Below are 17,075 nucleotides of genomic sequence, written 5' to 3' on the forward strand. Positions count from 1 at the left end.
CCCCCCACCTGGCCCGCGTGCAACCCCTCCCGACCTACCCGCCCAGGAGGAACCCCGCCCGCCACTGGGCCGCGGCGCTGCTGGTCGGCGGCATGGCCGCGTGTTCCGAGGCCGAGGCCGGCCCCCAGGCGTGGCCCACGCGCACGCTGGACGAGGTGGTACGCTGGGGGCCGGAAATCCGGCTGCAGGAAAGCGAAACGGTGATCACCGTGGCGCCCGTGCTTCACCACGATCCGGGGGGCGGGTTCCTGGTGGCCGACCGCCGCGAAGCGCAGGGCCGGCTGTACGACCCGGCCGGGCGGCTGCGGGGCCAGTTCGGCGCACGGGGAAAGGGACCCGGCGAGTTCGACGGGCTGGTGGCGGCGCTGCGGCTTTCGTCGCGCGAAATCGCCGCCGTCGACATTTCGGGGAAGCTGGCGCTCTACGACTCGTCGGGGGCGCGCCTGCTGCGCACCTGGCAGACCGGAGTCATGCCGCTGTACGACGCCGAGGTCGTCGGCGACTCCCTGCTCCTGCTGGTGGGCCGGGGCCGTGACAAGGCCGGTCCGCTGCTGCACGTGTTCCATCCCCGCACGGGGCGCGTGCTCCGTCGCTTCCATCCCGACCCCGGCTCGCCCGGGATGGCCCGCGGAAGCTCCATGACGGCGGGCTTCGCCGACGCCACCGTGTACGGCGACACCATCGCCCTCGTGCACTCGCTCAGCGACACCCTTTCGCTGTTCTCTCCCACGGGTGTGCCGCTGGGCCGGATCGCCATCCCCTTTCAGCATTTCCGCTCTCCACCCGCCAACATGCCGCGGCGGCCCACGCGCGAGCAGACGCACGCCTGGCTCAGCACCTTTTCGCTCGCCTCGCACGCATTCCGGACGGCTGACGGCGGCTGGCTGATCCAGTACCAGGACCGGGACGGCCCGGCCATCCACTGGCGGCTGCTGCGCATGTCGGCCGGCGGCCGGCGGCTCTTCGAACTGCGAGACACGCCGCAGCTGCTGGCCACCGATCCGGAGAGCGGTTTGCTCCATTTCGTCCATCCTGCCTCGGAGGTGCCCAGCGTATGGGCCGTCGCGCAACTAAGGCCGCGCTGATCGCCACCGGCCTGGCCCTGGCCGCGCTGGCGACGGTGGCGGTCACGGGCCGGGCGCGGGCCGCCCCGGTACCCGGCGACACGTTTCCGATCGCGGCCGGAAAACCCGGGCAGCCGGTGATCGCCTGGGTGTTCCGGACCGAGGACTACCTGACCTGCGCCGCCCCGGCGGCCGAGCTGCGGCGGGTGCAGGCGTCGCATCCGGAGGTGGCCGTGGTCGCGGTGGCCGTGGGGGCGACGCACCAGGGGTGGGTTCCGGCGTTCTTCCGCCGCGAGCGGGTGAAGGCCGAGCTGGCCTTCCTGGACAGGTCGGCCTATCGCGACCGGTTCGGAGCGGCGCGAACGCCGGCGATGTACCTGCTGAAGGACGGCAGGATCGAACGGATCTTTTTTGCGGGCGACTCGGAGTCGCGCGTGGCGGGGCGCCTGGCGGGCATCCGTCCGGCGCTGCGGGAAGCATTGGCGGGGCAGGGCGGGACGGGGGAAGCGCAATGACCGTGAGGTTCTTTTTCACTACTCGTGACCAGGATACCCAATGATCTCCAAGCTGAAGCGGGCACGCTGGATCATCGTGGCGGCTGCAGGGCTGCTGGGCGGCATCGGTTGGGCCGCGGACCGCGCGTACGCCGTCGAGGGCGAGGGTTCGGAGCTGCAATACTGGGTGGACGGGAGCGGCGGGTACTGCGGCGGGAAGTGCAACCCCTCCAACGGAGCCTGCTGCTGAGCCGCTGACGGGGGTACGGCAGGCCGCGCATCCGCTTCCCCCGCCGCCGTCGCGGCGGCCTGCCGTACGCCATGCTGACGAAAACGCGGGGCGGAGCACACGTCGTGCTCCGCCCCGCCGCCCGTCCGATCATGACTCCGGCCACGGGCCAGTACGTGGCCCTGGACGGCGGGCTGATGCCCGGTGCCCGCCGAAACGGATACGATGGCACGCCTTTGTCCTGCATGAAGGCTACGGCCCAGGGGAGTTCGTGCTGCCTCGTGGACTTGTGGTCCCGTTCCTCACACGTCCGTGCCCACCTTTTTGGACGAACAGGAGACGCGCCGTTGGAGCACCTGTCTTTTTTCGCGATGGTCCTGGCGGCGGGGGCCGCGTTCGCGCAGCTGGAAATTCAGATCGAGGGAACGGCGGGGTGGGCCGCCGCCCTGCCCACCTGGCGCGTGGAGAACCGCTGGACGCGCCTGTTCTTCAGCGCCCGCCCGCTGACCGGCTACCACTTCTACGTGCACGTCTTCGTCACCCTGGTGGTTCACCTGCCGTTCGCGCTGGGCTTCGCGGCGCCTACGTGGAAGGGCGAGGCGCGCATCGTGGCTTGGCTGATCCTGTTCTGGGTGGCGGAAGACTTCCTGTGGTTCGTGATGAACCCCGCCTTCGGCCTGCGGAAGTTCCGGCGGCAGCACATCTGGTGGCACGCGCCCACGTGGGTGTGGATCATGCCGCGCGACTACTGGGTGTTCACCCCCATTGCGGCCGCCCTGTACCTGTGGAGCCACCGCTAGACGCCGAACCGCGGGCGACCCGGTGCGCCGCCGTTACGCGCGGGTGCCTTGCCCGTTGCCCCAGGCGCCCAGATTCACCTCCGTACCAGAACCCGGAGAGGAATCGATGACCGCGTGGATCATCAGGCTTCACTCGCACGACGAACGGGCGCTTCACGCCCTGGTTCTCCGCCGCCGCCGGCCCCTGGACACCGCCATGCGTGTGCTCACGCACGCCGGGGACGCGTGGGCCACCATCGCGCTGGCGCTGGCGCTGCTGCTGGCCCCCGATGCCGCGGTGCGCGCGGGGGGCGCCCTGGCTGCGTGGGCGCTCGTCCTTTCGCACGTGGGCGTGCAGGTGCTCAAGCGCACCGTCTCGCGGGCGCGGCCCTCCATGCCCGTGGGGTGCAGCGCGCTGGTGCACGCACCCGACCGGTTCAGCTTTCCTTCCGGCCACGCGGCTGCCTCGCTTTCCGTGGCGCTGGGGCTGCTCTCCATCGTCTCCCCATCGGTGGGCGTGGCACTGGTGGCCCTCGCGCTGGTGGTCGGGATCTCCCGGTGCTACCTGGGCGTCCACTATCCCGGCGACGTGGTGGCCGGCTGGGCGCTCGCCCTCCTGGGCCACATGGCGGGTGCCGCGCTTCTGGGCTGAGGAACATGACTGGACGCGCAACACGCCCGCCCGGCAGGTCGCCGGGCGGGCGTGCTCGTCTCCCCTGAGCGGTGCCTCAGCCGATGCGGCGCGCCTCGATGCGGCGGACGGCCTGGTCCGCCAGCTCGCGGAGCACGCCCACGTCTCCCTCGCTGAACGAGCGCTGCTCCAGCCCCACCACGCACAGGTTGCCCAGCACGAACCCGCGCGACGAGATCAGCGGAACGCCCGCGTAGCACCGCACGCCGTCCTGCGTGACCAGCGGGTTGTCGTGATGGTCGGGGTGCGTCTCCGCGTTCTCCACCACGAAGGCGTCGCGGGTGCGCACCGAGGTGGCGCAGAACGACCATTCCACCGGGTGCCCGCGCGTTTCGGCCAGCCACAGCCCCTCCGGCCCGTGCATTCCCGCCACGTGCAGCGCCTCGTCGAGCACCACGCTGATCAGCGACACGGGCAGCCCCAGGCGCGACGCGGCCTCGGCGGCTACGTCCTGCAGGATGGGGTCTACGTCGGACGAGAGCAGGTCCAGGTCGTGGATCTCCTGGAGGCGCTGCTCGTCGAAGAGCGGATCGGGGATCATCGCTGTCCTCCGGCCATGAGCGTGGCCTGGCTGGCGAGCCGTGCGTAGGTGCGCATGCGGATCTCGATGGAACGGGCCACCGTGGCGGTCGCACCGCCCTGCGTGGCAAGGGCCTTCACCACCTGCTCCAGCAGCGGCGCCCCGAACACCATCCCGGGAACCAGCCCCGCGGCGCGGCAGGCCGTGCCCCACCGCTCGGCGGCGCGCTCGGCGCCGAACACGCGGTGAAGGGCCGCCACCGCGTCGGACTCGGTGGGCTGCTGAAGCTTGTACCCCTGCAGGGGCGGAGGACGGTCGGGCGCGAGCATCGTTGGGGAACCCGGGAAACTGGTCATGGGCGGCATCCACACTCCGTGTACGGTGCGACGGCTTCGTGCGGATTCATCCTACCGCGATTCGCGAACCGCGCGGAACTCCGAGCCCGGCATCCACGTGGGCCATTCGCGCCCGTTCGCCACATCCAGCCCCACCCAAAAGGTAAGCTGCGTGTCGTCGACGATTCCCGCCATGTCCCAGTCGGCCTTCACCTCGTCGCTGGGCTTGTGGTAGTCGTCGCGGATGTAGGCGCCGCGCACGCGCTCGCCGTACCCCGGGTCCGGGTGCACGTAGTCGGTCCCGGGAAAGAGGAACGAGAGCGCGGGAACGCCGCCGCGCGCCAGCTCCAGGTGGTCCGCGCGATAGAAGTAGCCCTTCTCCGGCTCCGGATCCGGCACCACCGTGCGCCCCTGCCGCGCGGCGTACCGGGCCAGCAGGTTCTCCAGCGTGGTCTGCCCGTAGCCCAGGCTCACGAGCGACCGCGTGCGCCCCCACGGGTTCATCGCGTCCATGTTGATGTCTGCCAGCGTGCTGTCCAGCGGAATCACGGGATGCGATGCGTAGTAGCGCGCGCCCAGCAGCCCCGCCTCCTCGGCCGTGAAGGCGACGAACACCAGCGACCGGCGCGGCGCGGGGTTCATCGACTTGTAGGCGTTGGCCAGCGACAGCATCCACGCCACGCCCGTCGCATCGTCCAGCGCGCCGTTGTAGATGGAGTCGCCGCCGATCGCCCGGCCGATGCCGAAGCTGTCCCAGTGCGAGGTGAACAGCACGCCCTGCCCGCGCACCTGCGGATCGGAGCCAGGGATGCGCGCCACCACGTTGTGCGAGGCCACGCGGCGGACGGTGTTGCGCACGTGAAAACTGGCCCGCGCGCCGAGCGCGACGGGGCGGAACTCGCGCGTCCGGGCCGCCCGCTCCAGCGCGGCGAAGTCGTGGCCCCCCGCGCCGAACAGGCTTCGCGCGGCCTCCAGCTGGATCCATCCTTCCACCGGCACGTGCGGCCGGGCGCCCTCCACCTCGAAGCGCTCGCGCACGTTGCCCTGCACCACGCTCCACGGGTAGCCGGCGGGCCCGGTCTGGTGCACCAGGAGAACGGCGGCGGCGCCGCGCTCGGCGGCGATGTCGTACTTGTAGGTCCAGCGGCCGTAGTACGTCATCGCGGGGCCGCGGAACACCTGGGGATCGAGCCGTGTGGTGTCGCGTGGGTCGGGAACGGGCGGATCGCCGACCAGCATCACCAGCGTCTTGCCGCGCACGTCCACGCCCTTGAAGTCGTCCCAGCCCAGCTCGGGCGCCACCACGCCATAGCCCACGAACACCACCTCGGCATCGTCCACCCTCACCAGCGAGTCGGGGCGGAGCGACCAGGTGACTATGTCGTCCAGCTGCCGCCACGGGATGGAGCGTCCGCCGGCCTGCACCCGTGCCTCCACCCGTGACGTGGTGGCCACCAGGGGAACGCGCTGCAGGTAGCTTCCGCCGGGCATGCCTGGCTCCAGCCCCATCTCGCGGAAGCGCCGGGCGATGTAGTTGATGGTGGAGTCCTCGCCCGCGGTCGCCACCGCGCGCCCCAGGAACCGGTCCGACGCCAGCTCGCGGATGTCACGCAGCAGCATCTCGCCGCTGATCCCCGCCGCGGCCGCTTCGGCCGCTTCGGCGGCGGGGGACGCGATGTCCGCCATACGCTGCGTAGCCGGCGCGACGGAGCATCCCGCGCTGGCCAGGAGGATCAGTGCGCCGAATCCGTACGTCCGTGCCTTCATCCACGTCCTCGGGAGAGAGTGTAAGTCTTTGCCGCGCCACACCTTGTCATCCTGAGGCCCATGCGCACCGCAGCTGCCCGAACACCAACCCACGCGGGCCGAAGGATCCAGCCGCGGATACGTACCAGCCGGGCGCGGCAGCGGTCACCAATCCGGAGGCCTCGGCCCTGCTGGGGCGACTGAAGTCGCGGCTCCGACTGCACGAAGTCCGCCTTCGCGGACTGCACGCGTGGTTGGTTGCGCTTCGGGAGGCCTGGTGCTCGGGCAGGCGCCCCCCATCCTCAGCCCTTCCCCCGCAAACTGCGCGGGGGAAGGGTGCCAGTCGAGTGCGTCGGTCCAGCCGGAAGCGCAGTCGAATCTCCTCTCCCCCATGGGGTTTATGGGGGAGAGGCCGGGAGAGGGGGGCGGCCGCGGCATGCGAGTAAGGTGGTCGAACCCCGATCGCCGTCTCCCCTCTCCGCACAGCAGCACCGTGCGGGGAGGGGCCGGGGGAGGGGCGCCCGTCACCAGCGCCGTGCTTCTCCTTCCTCCTCTTCCTCGTCGCCGCCGGTCCTCGATGTCCCGGCGGCGCCTTCCTCCACGCGCAGCGGCGTGCGGGATACCGGCGGAAGGCGCTTGGCGCGCAGCAGGCGGTTGAATGCCTCCAGATCCTGCGCCCACACCTGGTTCAGCGCCGAAAGCTCGCGGTCCAGCTGCGCCGACAGCGCCGTGAACACCTCGTACGACTGCGCCGTGGGCGCGGCGTCGGCCTCTTCCACGTGGCTCATCAGCGCCGCCAGCTTGTTGTTCAGCCGGATCGGGTAGTTCAGCGGGTCCTGGTTGCTCTGGTTGCGCACCTGGTACAGCCGCTCCTCGACCTCGGCCGTGCGCGCCAGCAGCGCCTCGCCCGCCGTCTTCACCCCCGCGTCCTGCGTGCGGCCCAGCCGGTCCTGCACCTGCTGGCGCACCCCGCGGATCAGCAGCACGGCGTCGTTGGCCTCGCTCACCCGGTTGCGGATCTGCATGGCGAAGTCGAAGCGGCGCTGCAGGTCCGCCAGCGACACGCCGGGAAGGCGCGGGTCCGTCCGCACGGCGAAGTCCTGGCGCAGCTCGCGGCCATCCGCCGTCAGCCGCACGGAGTAGGTGCCCGGCACTACCCGCGGCCCCGTCGCCGTGTCGGCGGCCCACAGGATCATCCCCGGGAACGAGGTGGGCCCGGGATGCCGAAGGTTCCACGTGAAGCGGTTCATCCCCACCTGGTTCGGCGCGAACCGCTGCGCGCGCGGCTGCTCGTCGTCCTCGCCCGCGCCGCCCGCCGCGCCCGCCCGGCGCGCCGAGTCCGGCCGCGTGTCGTGGGTGTACGAGCGGATCACCCGCCCCTGCGCATCCAGGAAGTCCAGCGTCACCCGGCGCGCCGGCTGGGCCAGCGAGTAGTAGACGGTCACGCCGCGGTCCACGCCCAGAATGGCCTCCGCCGGGCGGAAGAGCCGCGTTCCCGCCTGCCCTGCCGCCGCCGTGCGCCGGGCCGGCGGGGTGGACGCCTGCGCCGGCACGTCGTTCATCTGGCGGAGCAGGTGCGCCCCGCCGTCCAGAGCGTAGAACGAGCGGCCGTGCGTGCTGATCACGATGTCCGGTCCGCGCACCGCGATGTCCGACACCTGCACGACTGGCAGGTTCAGCCGCAGCGACTCCCACTCGCGGCCGTCGTTCCACGACACCCAGATCCCCCGCTCCGTGGCGGCGTACAGCAGCCCGGGGCGCGACGGGTCCTCGCGCACGGAGCGCAGGAAGTCGCCCTCGGGAAGGTTGCTGGCGATGGACGTCCACGTCCGCCCGTAGTCGTCGGTACGGAACAGGTACGGGCGGAAGTCGCCCAGCAGAAAGCGGTTGCCCGCCAGGTACGCCGTTCCCGCCCGGTGCGGCGAGGGCTCCATCGTGTGGATCTTGGTCTGCTCCGGCAGCGCGGCCGGCGTCACGTCGGTCCACGTCGCACCGCCGTCGCGGGTCACGTACGCCTTGCCGTCGTCCGAGCCCGTCCAGATCACCCCGCGCTCGCGGGCGCTGGGGCCGATGGTGAAGACGGTGGCGTACGTCTCTACGCCCGTCTGGTCCCGGGTGATGGGCCCGCCCGAGGGCCCCAGCGTGGCCGGGTCTGCCCGGGTGAGGTCCGGCGAAATGCGCTGCCAGCTCTGCCCCTCGTTGGTCGTCCGCCACACGTGCTGCGTGCCGGTGTACAGCGTGTTGGGATCGTGCGGGTCGAAGACGATGGGAAACGTCCACTGCACCCGCTCGCGCAGGTCCGACGCCGACTGGCCCATGGGGTTCTCGGGCCACACGTTCACGGGGCGGCTGGCCCCGGTGGATTGGTCGAAGCGGTCCAGCGAGCCGCCGTAGCACCCGGCGTAGTAGACGTTGGTGTTCGTGGGATGCGGGGCCACGTACCCGGACTCGCACCCGCCCGCCGCGAAGAAGTTGCGCCCCCCGGCGTTCAGGTGGTTCCATCCGCGGATGGGCACGCAGACGGTGCTGTTGTCCTGCTGGCCGCCGCACGCCATCGCAGGCTGGTGCCCGGTCAGGGCGATGCGGTAGATCTGCGCCGTGGGATAGTCCTGCTCCGTCCACGTCTTGCCGCCATTGACGCTGACGTTGCCGCCGCCGTCGTTGCCCTGCACCATCCGCTGGTTGTCGTCGGCGGCAATCCACAGGTCGTGGTTGTCGCTGTGCGGCGTGCGGATGGTGGTGGGGAACGTCTTGCCGCCATCGTCCGAGCGGAAGAAGCCCACGTTCATCACGTACACGCGGTCCTTGTCCTTGGGATCGGCCAGCAGGCGGGTGTAGTAGAACGCCCGCTGCCGCAGCTTGCGCTCGGTGTTCACCCGCTCCCAGGTGGCGCCCCGGTCGTCGGAGCGGAACACGCCGCCCGAGTCGTGCTCCACGATGGCGTACACGCGGGTGGGGTCCGCCGGGGAGACGGAGACACCGATCTTGCCGACGAGCCCCTCGCGCGGCATGCCGGGCATGCGGGTGAGCTCCGTCCAGTTGGCGCCGCCGTCGTCGCTGCGGAACAGGCCGCTCCCGGGGCCGCCGCTGGACATTCCCCACTGGTTGCGCCACGCTTCCCAGAGCGCGGCGTAGACGACGTTGGGGTTCTGCACGTCGATGGAGATGTCGACGCCGCCCGTGCGCTCGTCGCGGTGCAGCACGCGCGTCCAGGTCTGCCCGCCGTCGACCGTGCGGAAGATGCCGCGCTCGGCGTTGGGCCCGCTGTAGTGGCCGAACGCCGCCGCGTACGCGATGTCGCAGTTGGTGGGATGGATGCGGATGCGGCCGATGTTGCGCGACTCGCGCAGACCCACGTGCGTCCACGTCTTGCCGGCGTCGGTGCTCCTGTACACGCCGTCGCCCGCCTGGATGTTGCCACGCAGCTGCGTCTCGCCCGTGCCCAGGTACACCACGTCGGGGTTCTGCTGGCACACTTCTACCGCGCCGACGCTGCTGCTGCCCAGCTTTCCGTCGGTGACGGGGGTCCAGGTGGTGCCGGCGTCGGTGGTCTTCCACAGGCCGCCGCCCGTGGCGCCGAAGTAGTATTCCAGCGGCCGGGCGGTGCTGCCCGCCACGGCGATGGAGCGGCCGCCGCGGTTGGGGCCCAGGTTGCGCCACGCCACTCCGCGATACCGCACGGTGTCGGTGGGGGGCGGCGTGTTGCGCTCCACCTGCGCGGCGAGCTCGGGGGCGGCCAGCAGGGCGAGCGCGACGACTGCACTGCGAAGTCGGTGCATGGATCCAGGGGGTTCGGTGCCGGACTGCGGAGAAGGCACCCCGGCGCGGCGCCGGGGGATGCCCGCGCCGCCGCAGCTTTCTTGCCATCGCGCACGGGGTGTATTCCGTATACTCGTTCAGTGGAACATCGCGGATGCAAACGACGAAGACGGTGAGGACGGGGCCCGCCGAGCCCCGGCCGAAAGGGGGCAGGCGAGGGTGGGCACGGTGGATGTTCTACTCGCACCTGTGGCTGGGCGTCGCCACCACGGGCATCGTGCTGATCATCTGCGTCACCGGCGTGCTGCTGAACCACAAGCGCCCGCTGGGGCTGATGCCCAACGTGCAGAACCCGAAGGCCGGCGAGCTCCCCGCCTCGCTGCCCATCGCCGAGCTGGCGCGCCGCGCGGAAGGCGCCGTTCCCGCACAGGTGGCGGCGGCGGGCATCGACCGCATGGACGTGCGGCCGGGCGACGGCTTCGTGAAGGTGCGATTCGACGACCGCGCCGTGCACGAGGTGACGCTGGACCTGGTGACCGGGCGGGTGCTGCACGCGGGCGAGCGCAACGACGTGTTCCTGGAAAAGCTGCACTCGGGAGAGATCTTCGGCGAGCAGGGAATCCTGCTGAGCGACCTGGCCGCCGTGGCGCTGGCCATCCTGGTGATCAGCGGCTACTGGCTCTGGCTCTATCCCCGGAGCCGCGGATGATCTGGGGACTGCTGGCGGGCCTCTTCCTCGCTCCCGTCGCGCTGCTGTGGCTGGGCCACCGCCTGCGCCGGCGCGCGCCGGGGGCGCGGGCCGTGTTCTGGGGCGCCACGATCGGGCATTCCCTCGGGATCATCGCCACGCTCGCCGCCGTCCACTATCCCCCGGTGCTGTGGACGGACGGATGGCGCGCCGTCGCGGTGCACTGGTCGATGGTCGCGGGAGCCCTCCTCGGCGCCGCGGCCGGCGCGGCGGCGGGCCGGGGGCGGTGAAGCCCTGAATCCAGAGCTGGTTCGCGATTTGCCCTCCCCCGCGGCCCGGAAACCCGCGAACGAGAGGCAATCGGATGGTGGATCAGGAAGGGCAGGACGACGCGGCCGCGCGTCTGGAACGGCAGCGCGGCCTGGCGCGGGTGGTAGACCGCAACGTGCGGGCGCTGGTGGCCCGCCGCGCCGCCGAAGACCGGCGCAAGAGCACCTCGGAACGGGTAGCCGACCGCATCACGGGCTTTACCGGCAGCATGCGGTTCGTGTACATCCACCTGCTGCTGTTCGGCACGTGGATCGTGGTGAACGTGGGGCTGGTGCCGGGGCTGCCGCGGTTCGACCCGTCGTTCGTCATCCTGGCGATGGTGGCCTCGGTAGAAGCCATCTTCCTTTCCACCTTCGTGCTGATCAGCCAGAACCGCATGGCCGAGCTGGCCGACCAGCGCGCCGACCTGGACCTGCAGGTGAGCCTGCTGGCCGAGCACGAGATCTCGCGGATGCTGGCGCTGGTCCATCGGATGGCGGAAAAGCTGGGGATCGAAGAGGCGGCCGACCCGGAGCTGCACGAGCTTGCCCGGGACGTGCACCCCGAGGCGGTGCTGGACAAGATCGAGGAAAACGCCGACAACTTCGGCCGCGACGGCCAGCCGCGCCACGAGCAGAATCACGGCGGCGGCTAGGTTGACCGAGCCTCGTCGATTCGCTAACTACCCGGGAGCAAGCATGCGAATCGTGAGCATTCATGCCGCAGAAGCGAACCTCTCGCGGTTGATCGATCTGGCGTGCGCGGGTGAGGAGATCGTGATCGGGCGGAACGACGGGCCAGTCGTGAAGCTGGTTCCGGTCCGGACGTCCGCTGGGCGGCGTCAGCGAGGGTCGTTGGAGGGCGAGGTTGTCGTGCCGGATGCGTTCTTCGATCCCCTTCCCGCCCACGTGCTGGACCGCTGGGAGCAGTAGGCAAGCATGTGCCCACGGCTGAATTTCACTGAGACGAGGACTCCAATGCCCATTCGTAGAACATCCGCCGCGCTGGCGCTGATGGCCGTCGCGGCCTGCGCGCCCGCGGCGGTGCAGACCCCGCAGACGACGGCGCCGGTAGCCACCACCCAGCCTGCAGCCCCCGCCGCCGATTCCATCGACCGCAAGCTGGCGCAGTACACGTCGGTGCGCCTGACGACGGACCTGCCGCTGAGCGCGCGCGACCGGCAGATCATTCCGCTGCTGATCGACGCGGCGCGAGAGATGGACGCCGTGTGGCGCCAGCAGACGTACGGCAACCTGGACTCGCTGGTGGCCAGCATCCAGGACCCGCGGGTGCGGCGGTACGTGGAGATCAACTACGGGCCGTGGGACCGGCTGGCGGGGAACGCGCCGTTCCTGGGCGGCGTGGGCCCCAAGCCCGAGGGCGCCAACGTGTATCCGGCCGACATGACCAAGGAGCAGTTCGAGGCGGCCGTGGCGGGGGGCGGCGCCCGCGCCGACTCGCTGCGCGGGCTGTACACGCTGGTGCGGCGCGACCCGGGCGGGCGGCTGACGGCGGTGCCCTACAGCCGGGCGTTCCGGCCGAACATGGAGCGCGCGGCGGCCCGGCTGCGGCAGGCCGCCGCCCTGGCCGAGGACCCGGGCTTCCGGCGCTACCTGGAGCTTCGCGCCGCCGCGCTGCTGACGGACGACTACCAGCCCAGCGACCTGGCCTGGCTCGACATGAAGAACAACACGCTCGACGTGGTGATCGGGCCCATCGAGACGTACGAGGACGCGCTGTACGGATACAAGGCCTCGTACGAAGCGTACGTGCTGGTGAAGGACCTGGAGTGGAGCCAGCGGCTGTCGCGCTACGCCGCGCTGCTGCCGGCCCTGCAGCGGGGCCTTCCCGTACCCGATGCGTACAAGCGCGAAACCCCGGGCACCGACAGCGACCTGAACGCGTACGACGTGCTGTACTACGCGGGCGAGGCCAACGCGGGCTCCAAGACCATCGCCATCAACCTGCCCAACGACGAGCAGGTGCAGCTGCAGAAGGGCACGCGGCGGCTTCAGCTGAAGAACGCCATGCGCGCCAAGTTCGACCGCATCCTGGTGCCCATCGCCACCATGCTGATCGCGCCGGACCAGCGGCGGCACATCACCTTCGACGCCTTCTTCGGGAACACCATGTTCCACGAGGTGGCGCACGGCCTGGGGATCAAGAACACCATCGATGGCCGCGGCACCGTGCGCGAGGCGCTGAAGGAGCAGGCCAGCGCGCTCGAGGAGGGGAAGGCCGACGTGCTGGGGCTGTACATGCAGGTGCAGCTGCAGGAGATGGGCGAGCTGCAGGGCGACGCCATGGACAGCTACACCACCTTCCTGGCCAGCATCTTCCGCTCGGTGCGCTTCGGCGCGGCCAGCGCGCACGGGCGGGCCAACGTGGCGCGCTTCAACTACTTCAAGGAGCGCGGCGCGTTCTCGCGCGACGCGGCCACGGGCACCTACCGCGTAGACCCGGTACGCATGCGCCAGGCGATGAACGCGCTCTCGGAGCAGATCCTGCGCTTCCAGGGCGACGGCGACTACGCGGGCGTGCAGGCCTTCATGGCGCGCTACGGGCAGATCGGCCCCGAGCTGCAGTCCGACCTGGACCGCCTGGCCACGGCTGGGATCCCGGTGGACGTGGTCTTCGAACAGGGCACCGACGTCTTGGGCCTGCGGTAAAAAAGCATCACGCAGGGGGCGCAGAGGTGAAAAGAGAGGACGCAGAGGAGAATATCTTTCCCTCTGCGTCCTCTCCGTTTTCTCTGCGCCCTCTGCGTGATGCTCTTCCGTCAGCGCATCAGCGCGACGCGTTCCTCGGCGCGCGCACCGGCAACGGGCGGCACGGGAAGCAGGGGCGGCAGCCCGCCGCCGCGGCGGTACACGTCGGGGTGCAGGGTCAGCGCGCCGCCCCGCACCTCGTTCAGCCGGTACTCGATGCGCACGCGAACGCGCCCTGAGAGGGTGATCTCGCGCGTCTGGCGCGGGTTGTCGGCCAGGCGCTGCACGGCCGCGTCGCTTACCGGCGCCCCGTCGGCCCGCAGCACCAGGCGCGCCAGCTCCATCACGTCGGCGTTGCGCATGCGAATGCACCCGTGCGAGGCCGGCCGGCCCAGCGCGTGCTCGTTGCGCGCCGGCGTGCCGTGCACGTAGTAGTCGCGGAACAGGTGGATCTTCACCCGCCCCATCGGGTTGCTCCATCCGGGCGCCGCCGGCCGCTCGTCGCGCGCCCATGCCGCGTCGGGCGGGGTCCACGACGGGTTCCACACCATCCGCCGGATCGCGGCCTCGCCCGTGGGCGTGGCGTGCCGCGGCGTACCCACCGACACGGGATACGAGCGGATGCGCTCCCCGCCCTGGAACACCTCCAGCCGGCCCGCGGGAATGTTGACCACGATGTCCATGGGCCCCTGCGCGCGGGCGGGGGCGGTGGCCAGCAGCGAAATCAGCAGCCCGGGGACGGCCCGGCGAATGGAGAACATGGTTTCGGCTTCCGGATCAGGGTGCGTGGTGCCGCGTGTCGTGCCCCAAAGCTGCGGCACCAGGGGCGGACGCGCGCCGGTCATTTGACCCATCCCGCGCCCGTCACCCGCAATCCATACGTCGGCCGCCCCGGTCCAGTTTCGCCGCCCGACTGCCCGCCGAACATGAAGCTTGCCCCGGGCCCCGCGCCGAACGCACATTGCAAAACCGCCCGCCCTGGCCCGCGAAGTGCCGGTGAAGCCCGGGCGTCGCCCCTGTCCCCGGATGAGGAGGTGGTACCATGAGGTTCAGAACGTTGTTCGGCTGCCTCGTCGCGTTCCCGCTGCTCCAAGGTTGTGCCCACAACGCGTCCGGGAGGGACGCCGGCCGGCCGGAGGCCCACTCCCGCCGAATGATGGTCATCGAGGAGGCGCAGCTCACCCGTCGCGCCGGAACGCTGCTCAGCGTCATGCAGTCCGCCGCGGGCCCCATGGAAATCCGGGAAACGCAGGGCTGCCCGGAGATCACCATGCGGGGAAAGAAGCGGTTCCACGGCGCGGCGACTCCCAGCATCTACGTCAACGGGATGCACGCCACCAACACCTGCGTCCTCAGCGATTTTCTCGCGGTGGACGTGAGCCGGGTAGAGATCTACCCCTCCGGCGTCACCAGCCGTCCGGGGTACGTGAACTCGGCGGACGGCCTCATCCTGGTGTTCCTCGTGGGGTCCGGCGAAACCGCGGGACGCTGACGCCTTCCGGCAACCGCCGCCACCAAAACGGAAACCGCCGCCCGGCCATCACGGCCGGGCGGCGATTCTACGTACGTGCCAGGCGCTCTACCGCCCGCCGGAGCCGGCCGCGGCACGCTGGCCCACGAGCTCGGCGATGCGCTTTTCCAGCTCGCCGGTGGTCCTGCACCGGGTGGAAGGCCCGCTTACCGTCTGCGATGTCGCCTCGGCCGAAACCGAGCTCGAAACCTCGCTGCGGTCACCCACCGCCCGAACGTGGCTGACGGCGGCGAACTCCACCCGGTAGGTATTCGCGATCGGCAGCCCGCCGGCCCCGCTGCCGCAGTCGAAGTACGTCGACATACGCACGCCGGCCAGCCGGCCGCTCTCGGTTTGCGACCGAACCCCGAACAGGCGGCCGTTGGTGTCCAGGACCTCGCCGCGGATTCCCAGCTCGCGGTACACGGCCGGCAGCGCCCCCCAGGCCGCCTCCAGCGGCAGCGCGACCGTCTGCGACGAGACGCGGATCTCGGTATTGGTCGAAATGCTGAAGTCGCCGCCCTGGGTGGTAACGCGCGTCGTTACGGGAGCGGCCGACTCCACGGTTACGGTCCGTCCATTGGATGCCGCCGGGCCGCAGCCGGCCAGGAGCAGCGCGGACAACGCGAGAATGCGCATGGGATCACTCCCTTCGGGGGGGAAGGTAGAAGGGCGCGCGCGAAACCGCGCGCGCCCCTGGAGAAAGACTCGGCGCGGGGACTTCCTGGCGGAAGCCCCCGGCCGGCCGGTCACATCAGCTCTTGTCCCACCACACCTTGGCGGTCTGGGCGGTGCTCGCGCCCGTGATGCCCTGGCGCGTCATCGCCTCCTGCAGGTTCGTGGCGTTGAACGTCTCCTCCGAGAACGGATACGGGTACCGGGCGGGGATGCTGTTCTGCAGCACGGCGTCCGGCCCCGGACGGAGCACCGGGTTGTCCAGGCGCCGCACTTCGGCGTACGCCTCGAGCCCCTGCCCGTACAGCGCGATCCACTTCTGCAGGCCGATGAGCGGGCGCCAGTTGGCGGCGTTCCACATCACGCGGGGCTGGGCCAGGTAGGCCTGGGCCTCGGCCTCGGTGCCACCCCAGCGGACCATCGACGCGGTGACCGCCGCCTGGTACATCGCCTGGGCGTTGTCGGCGGTGAAGCCGCGAGCCGCGGCTTCGGCCCGCAGGAAGAGCACCTCCTCGTACGTCAGCACCGGCAGGCAGGCGGTCTGGGCCAGAAGCGCCGCGCCCGGCTGCGAAACCTGGGTGAAGCCGTAGTTGTTCGCGGCCAGCCCGGCCGGCAGCCCCTCGTAGTACATCTCGCCCGCGGCGAGCGTCCGGCCGCCGTACGTCTTCGTGGCGGTGATCGGCTGCGCGAACGCGGAAAGCCGCGGATCCGAAAGCGACTTCAGGGTGTCGACCAGCACACGGCCCACGCGGTAGTCACCGGGCCGGCTCTGCCAGTAGGTGAACCACGGGTTGCGGGTGGTCGAGGTGTAGCAGATCTGCGCGTTGTCGGCCGACGACGTGAACACGCCGCCCGGTCCGGCCAGTGCCGCCACGAACTCGGTGCGGGCCTTGGTGGGGTTCGCGTCCGCCATGCGCATGGCCATGCGCAGCCGCAGCGAGTTGGCGAACTTCTGCCACTTCGCCCCGTTGCCGCCGTAGATCAGGTCCTGGGCACCCAGCGGGTTGTCGCCCGTCTTGATCATCGCGGCCGCCGCGGTCACGTCCGCCAGCATCTTGTCGTAGATCTGCGCCTGGGTGTCGTACTTGGGCGTGATCACGCCGCCCTCGATCCCCCCGAACGCCTCGGAGTACGGCAGGTCGCCCCACATGTCGGTCAGGTTCTGCATGCCCCACGACTTCATGATGAGGCCGGCGGCCTGCACGTTGGGCTCGCCCTCGGCTTCGCCGAGCCGGGCGACCGTGTGGAAGTCCATCAGGTACCCGGAGTACGCCTCGCGGAACAGGAGGTCGGTGTCCGCGGAGCGGTACAGGTACAGGTCTTCTTCGGCGTACTGGATCTGGGCCAGGTGCTGCACCAGTACCGAGCTGTAATCGATGTTGAAGCTGGTCCCGAGCAGCCGGTCCGCCGCGTCCTGCTGGCCGTCGGTCAGCAGGAACCTGGCGGGAACCTCGGTCGGGGCGTTCGGATCTTCGTTCAGGTCGGTCAGGCCGTCGCACGCCGCGGCGCCCAGGGTCAGGGCGAGCATGGGTGCGAGGCGGACCAGGATCGAGTTCTTCATGGTCTTC

18 protein-coding genes are annotated in these 17,075 nt (G+C 70.8%); 11 read left to right on the forward strand and 7 right to left on the reverse strand.

Going from position 1 to position 17,075, the window contains the following annotated elements; translation table 11 throughout:
- The first annotated feature begins 17 nt into the window (after nt 1–17).
- The 5 genes from VF632_RS10260 (at nt 18) to VF632_RS10280 (ending at nt 3,218) form a co-directional block, all read left to right on the forward strand.
- Nucleotides 18–1,085: a hypothetical protein gene (locus tag VF632_RS10260; protein ID WP_331022788.1), complete on the forward strand. Its 1,068-nt coding sequence runs from the start codon at nt 18–20 to the stop codon at nt 1,083–1,085.
- On the forward strand, nt 1,055–1,579 hold the full coding sequence (locus VF632_RS10265; protein ID WP_331022789.1) for a hypothetical protein: 525 nt from the start codon (nt 1,055–1,057) through the stop codon (nt 1,577–1,579). The genes VF632_RS10260 and VF632_RS10265 overlap by 31 nt, the downstream gene beginning before the upstream one ends.
- Before the next feature lie 40 nt (nt 1,580–1,619).
- Nucleotides 1,620–1,808, forward strand: coding sequence for a hypothetical protein (locus tag VF632_RS10270; RefSeq protein WP_331022790.1), 189 nt, complete (start codon nt 1,620–1,622; stop codon nt 1,806–1,808).
- 326 nt (nt 1,809–2,134) lie between these two features.
- Complete coding sequence (locus VF632_RS10275) at nt 2,135–2,587, forward strand: hypothetical protein (RefSeq protein WP_331022791.1); 453 nt, start codon at nt 2,135–2,137, stop codon at nt 2,585–2,587.
- A gap of 106 nt (nt 2,588–2,693) precedes the next feature.
- Nucleotides 2,694–3,218: a phosphatase PAP2 family protein gene (locus VF632_RS10280; protein WP_331022792.1), complete on the forward strand. Its 525-nt coding sequence runs from the start codon at nt 2,694–2,696 to the stop codon at nt 3,216–3,218.
- Nucleotides 3,219–3,294: 76 nt separating this feature from the next.
- Here VF632_RS10280 and VF632_RS10285 read toward each other — a convergent pair whose 3' ends face one another.
- The 4 genes from VF632_RS10285 to VF632_RS10300 form a co-directional block, all read right to left on the reverse strand.
- On the reverse strand, nt 3,295–3,798 hold the full coding sequence (locus VF632_RS10285; protein ID WP_331022793.1) for a GAF domain-containing protein: 504 nt from the start codon (nt 3,796–3,798) through the stop codon (nt 3,295–3,297).
- Entirely contained in the window at nt 3,795–4,133 is a 339-nt protein-coding gene (locus tag VF632_RS10290; protein WP_331022794.1) for a hypothetical protein, read from the reverse strand. Before VF632_RS10290 ends, VF632_RS10285 begins: the two co-directional genes overlap by 4 nt.
- A gap of 51 nt (nt 4,134–4,184) precedes the next feature.
- On the reverse strand, nt 4,185–5,879 hold the full coding sequence (locus tag VF632_RS10295; RefSeq protein ID WP_331022795.1) for a M28 family peptidase: 1,695 nt from the start codon (nt 5,877–5,879) through the stop codon (nt 4,185–4,187).
- A gap of 503 nt (nt 5,880–6,382) precedes the next feature.
- Nucleotides 6,383–9,637 (reverse strand): WD40/YVTN/BNR-like repeat-containing protein, encoded by a 3,255-nt coding sequence (locus VF632_RS10300; protein ID WP_331022796.1) that lies wholly within the window; start codon nt 9,635–9,637, stop codon nt 6,383–6,385.
- Between the two features lie 134 nt (nt 9,638–9,771).
- Between VF632_RS10300 and VF632_RS10305 the strand changes: the two genes are divergently transcribed.
- The 5 genes from VF632_RS10305 (at nt 9,772) to VF632_RS10325 (ending at nt 13,283) form a co-directional block, all read left to right on the forward strand.
- Nucleotides 9,772–10,326: a PepSY-associated TM helix domain-containing protein gene (locus VF632_RS10305; RefSeq protein ID WP_331022797.1), complete on the forward strand. Its 555-nt coding sequence runs from the start codon at nt 9,772–9,774 to the stop codon at nt 10,324–10,326.
- Nucleotides 10,323–10,595: a hypothetical protein gene (locus tag VF632_RS10310; RefSeq protein ID WP_331022798.1), complete on the forward strand. Its 273-nt coding sequence runs from the start codon at nt 10,323–10,325 to the stop codon at nt 10,593–10,595. The genes VF632_RS10305 and VF632_RS10310 overlap by 4 nt, the downstream gene beginning before the upstream one ends.
- 74 nt (nt 10,596–10,669) lie before the next feature.
- Entirely contained in the window at nt 10,670–11,269 is a 600-nt protein-coding gene (locus tag VF632_RS10315) for a DUF1003 domain-containing protein (RefSeq protein ID WP_331022799.1), read from the forward strand.
- 43 nt (nt 11,270–11,312) lie between these two features.
- Nucleotides 11,313–11,546, forward strand: coding sequence for a type II toxin-antitoxin system Phd/YefM family antitoxin (locus VF632_RS10320; RefSeq protein ID WP_331022800.1), 234 nt, complete (start codon nt 11,313–11,315; stop codon nt 11,544–11,546).
- A 45-nt stretch (nt 11,547–11,591) separates the two neighbouring features.
- Nucleotides 11,592–13,283, forward strand: coding sequence for a dipeptidyl-peptidase 3 family protein (locus tag VF632_RS10325; protein WP_331022801.1), 1,692 nt, complete (start codon nt 11,592–11,594; stop codon nt 13,281–13,283).
- A gap of 110 nt (nt 13,284–13,393) precedes the next feature.
- On the opposite strand, the gene VF632_RS10330 is transcribed toward VF632_RS10325, so the two are convergent.
- Nucleotides 13,394–14,083 carry a L,D-transpeptidase gene (locus tag VF632_RS10330; RefSeq protein ID WP_331022802.1) on the reverse strand — a complete coding sequence of 230 codons (690 nt, stop codon included), beginning with the start codon at nt 14,081–14,083 and terminating at the stop codon, nt 13,394–13,396.
- A 392-nt stretch (nt 14,084–14,475) separates the two neighbouring features.
- Between VF632_RS10330 and VF632_RS10335 the strand changes: the two genes are divergently transcribed.
- Entirely contained in the window at nt 14,476–14,814 is a 339-nt protein-coding gene (locus VF632_RS10335) for a hypothetical protein (protein WP_331022803.1), read from the forward strand.
- An 87-nt stretch (nt 14,815–14,901) separates the two neighbouring features.
- Here VF632_RS10335 and VF632_RS10340 read toward each other — a convergent pair whose 3' ends face one another.
- Nucleotides 14,902–15,471 (reverse strand): hypothetical protein, encoded by a 570-nt coding sequence (locus tag VF632_RS10340; RefSeq protein ID WP_331022804.1) that lies wholly within the window; start codon nt 15,469–15,471, stop codon nt 14,902–14,904.
- A gap of 115 nt (nt 15,472–15,586) precedes the next feature.
- Nucleotides 15,587–17,068 (reverse strand): SusD/RagB family nutrient-binding outer membrane lipoprotein, encoded by a 1,482-nt coding sequence (locus tag VF632_RS10345; protein ID WP_331022805.1) that lies wholly within the window; start codon nt 17,066–17,068, stop codon nt 15,587–15,589.
- Nucleotides 17,069–17,075 lie beyond the last annotated feature (7 nt).

The sequence above is a fragment of the Longimicrobium sp. genome (genome assembly GCF_036388275.1).
GTDB lineage: Bacteria > Gemmatimonadota > Gemmatimonadetes > Longimicrobiales > Longimicrobiaceae > Longimicrobium.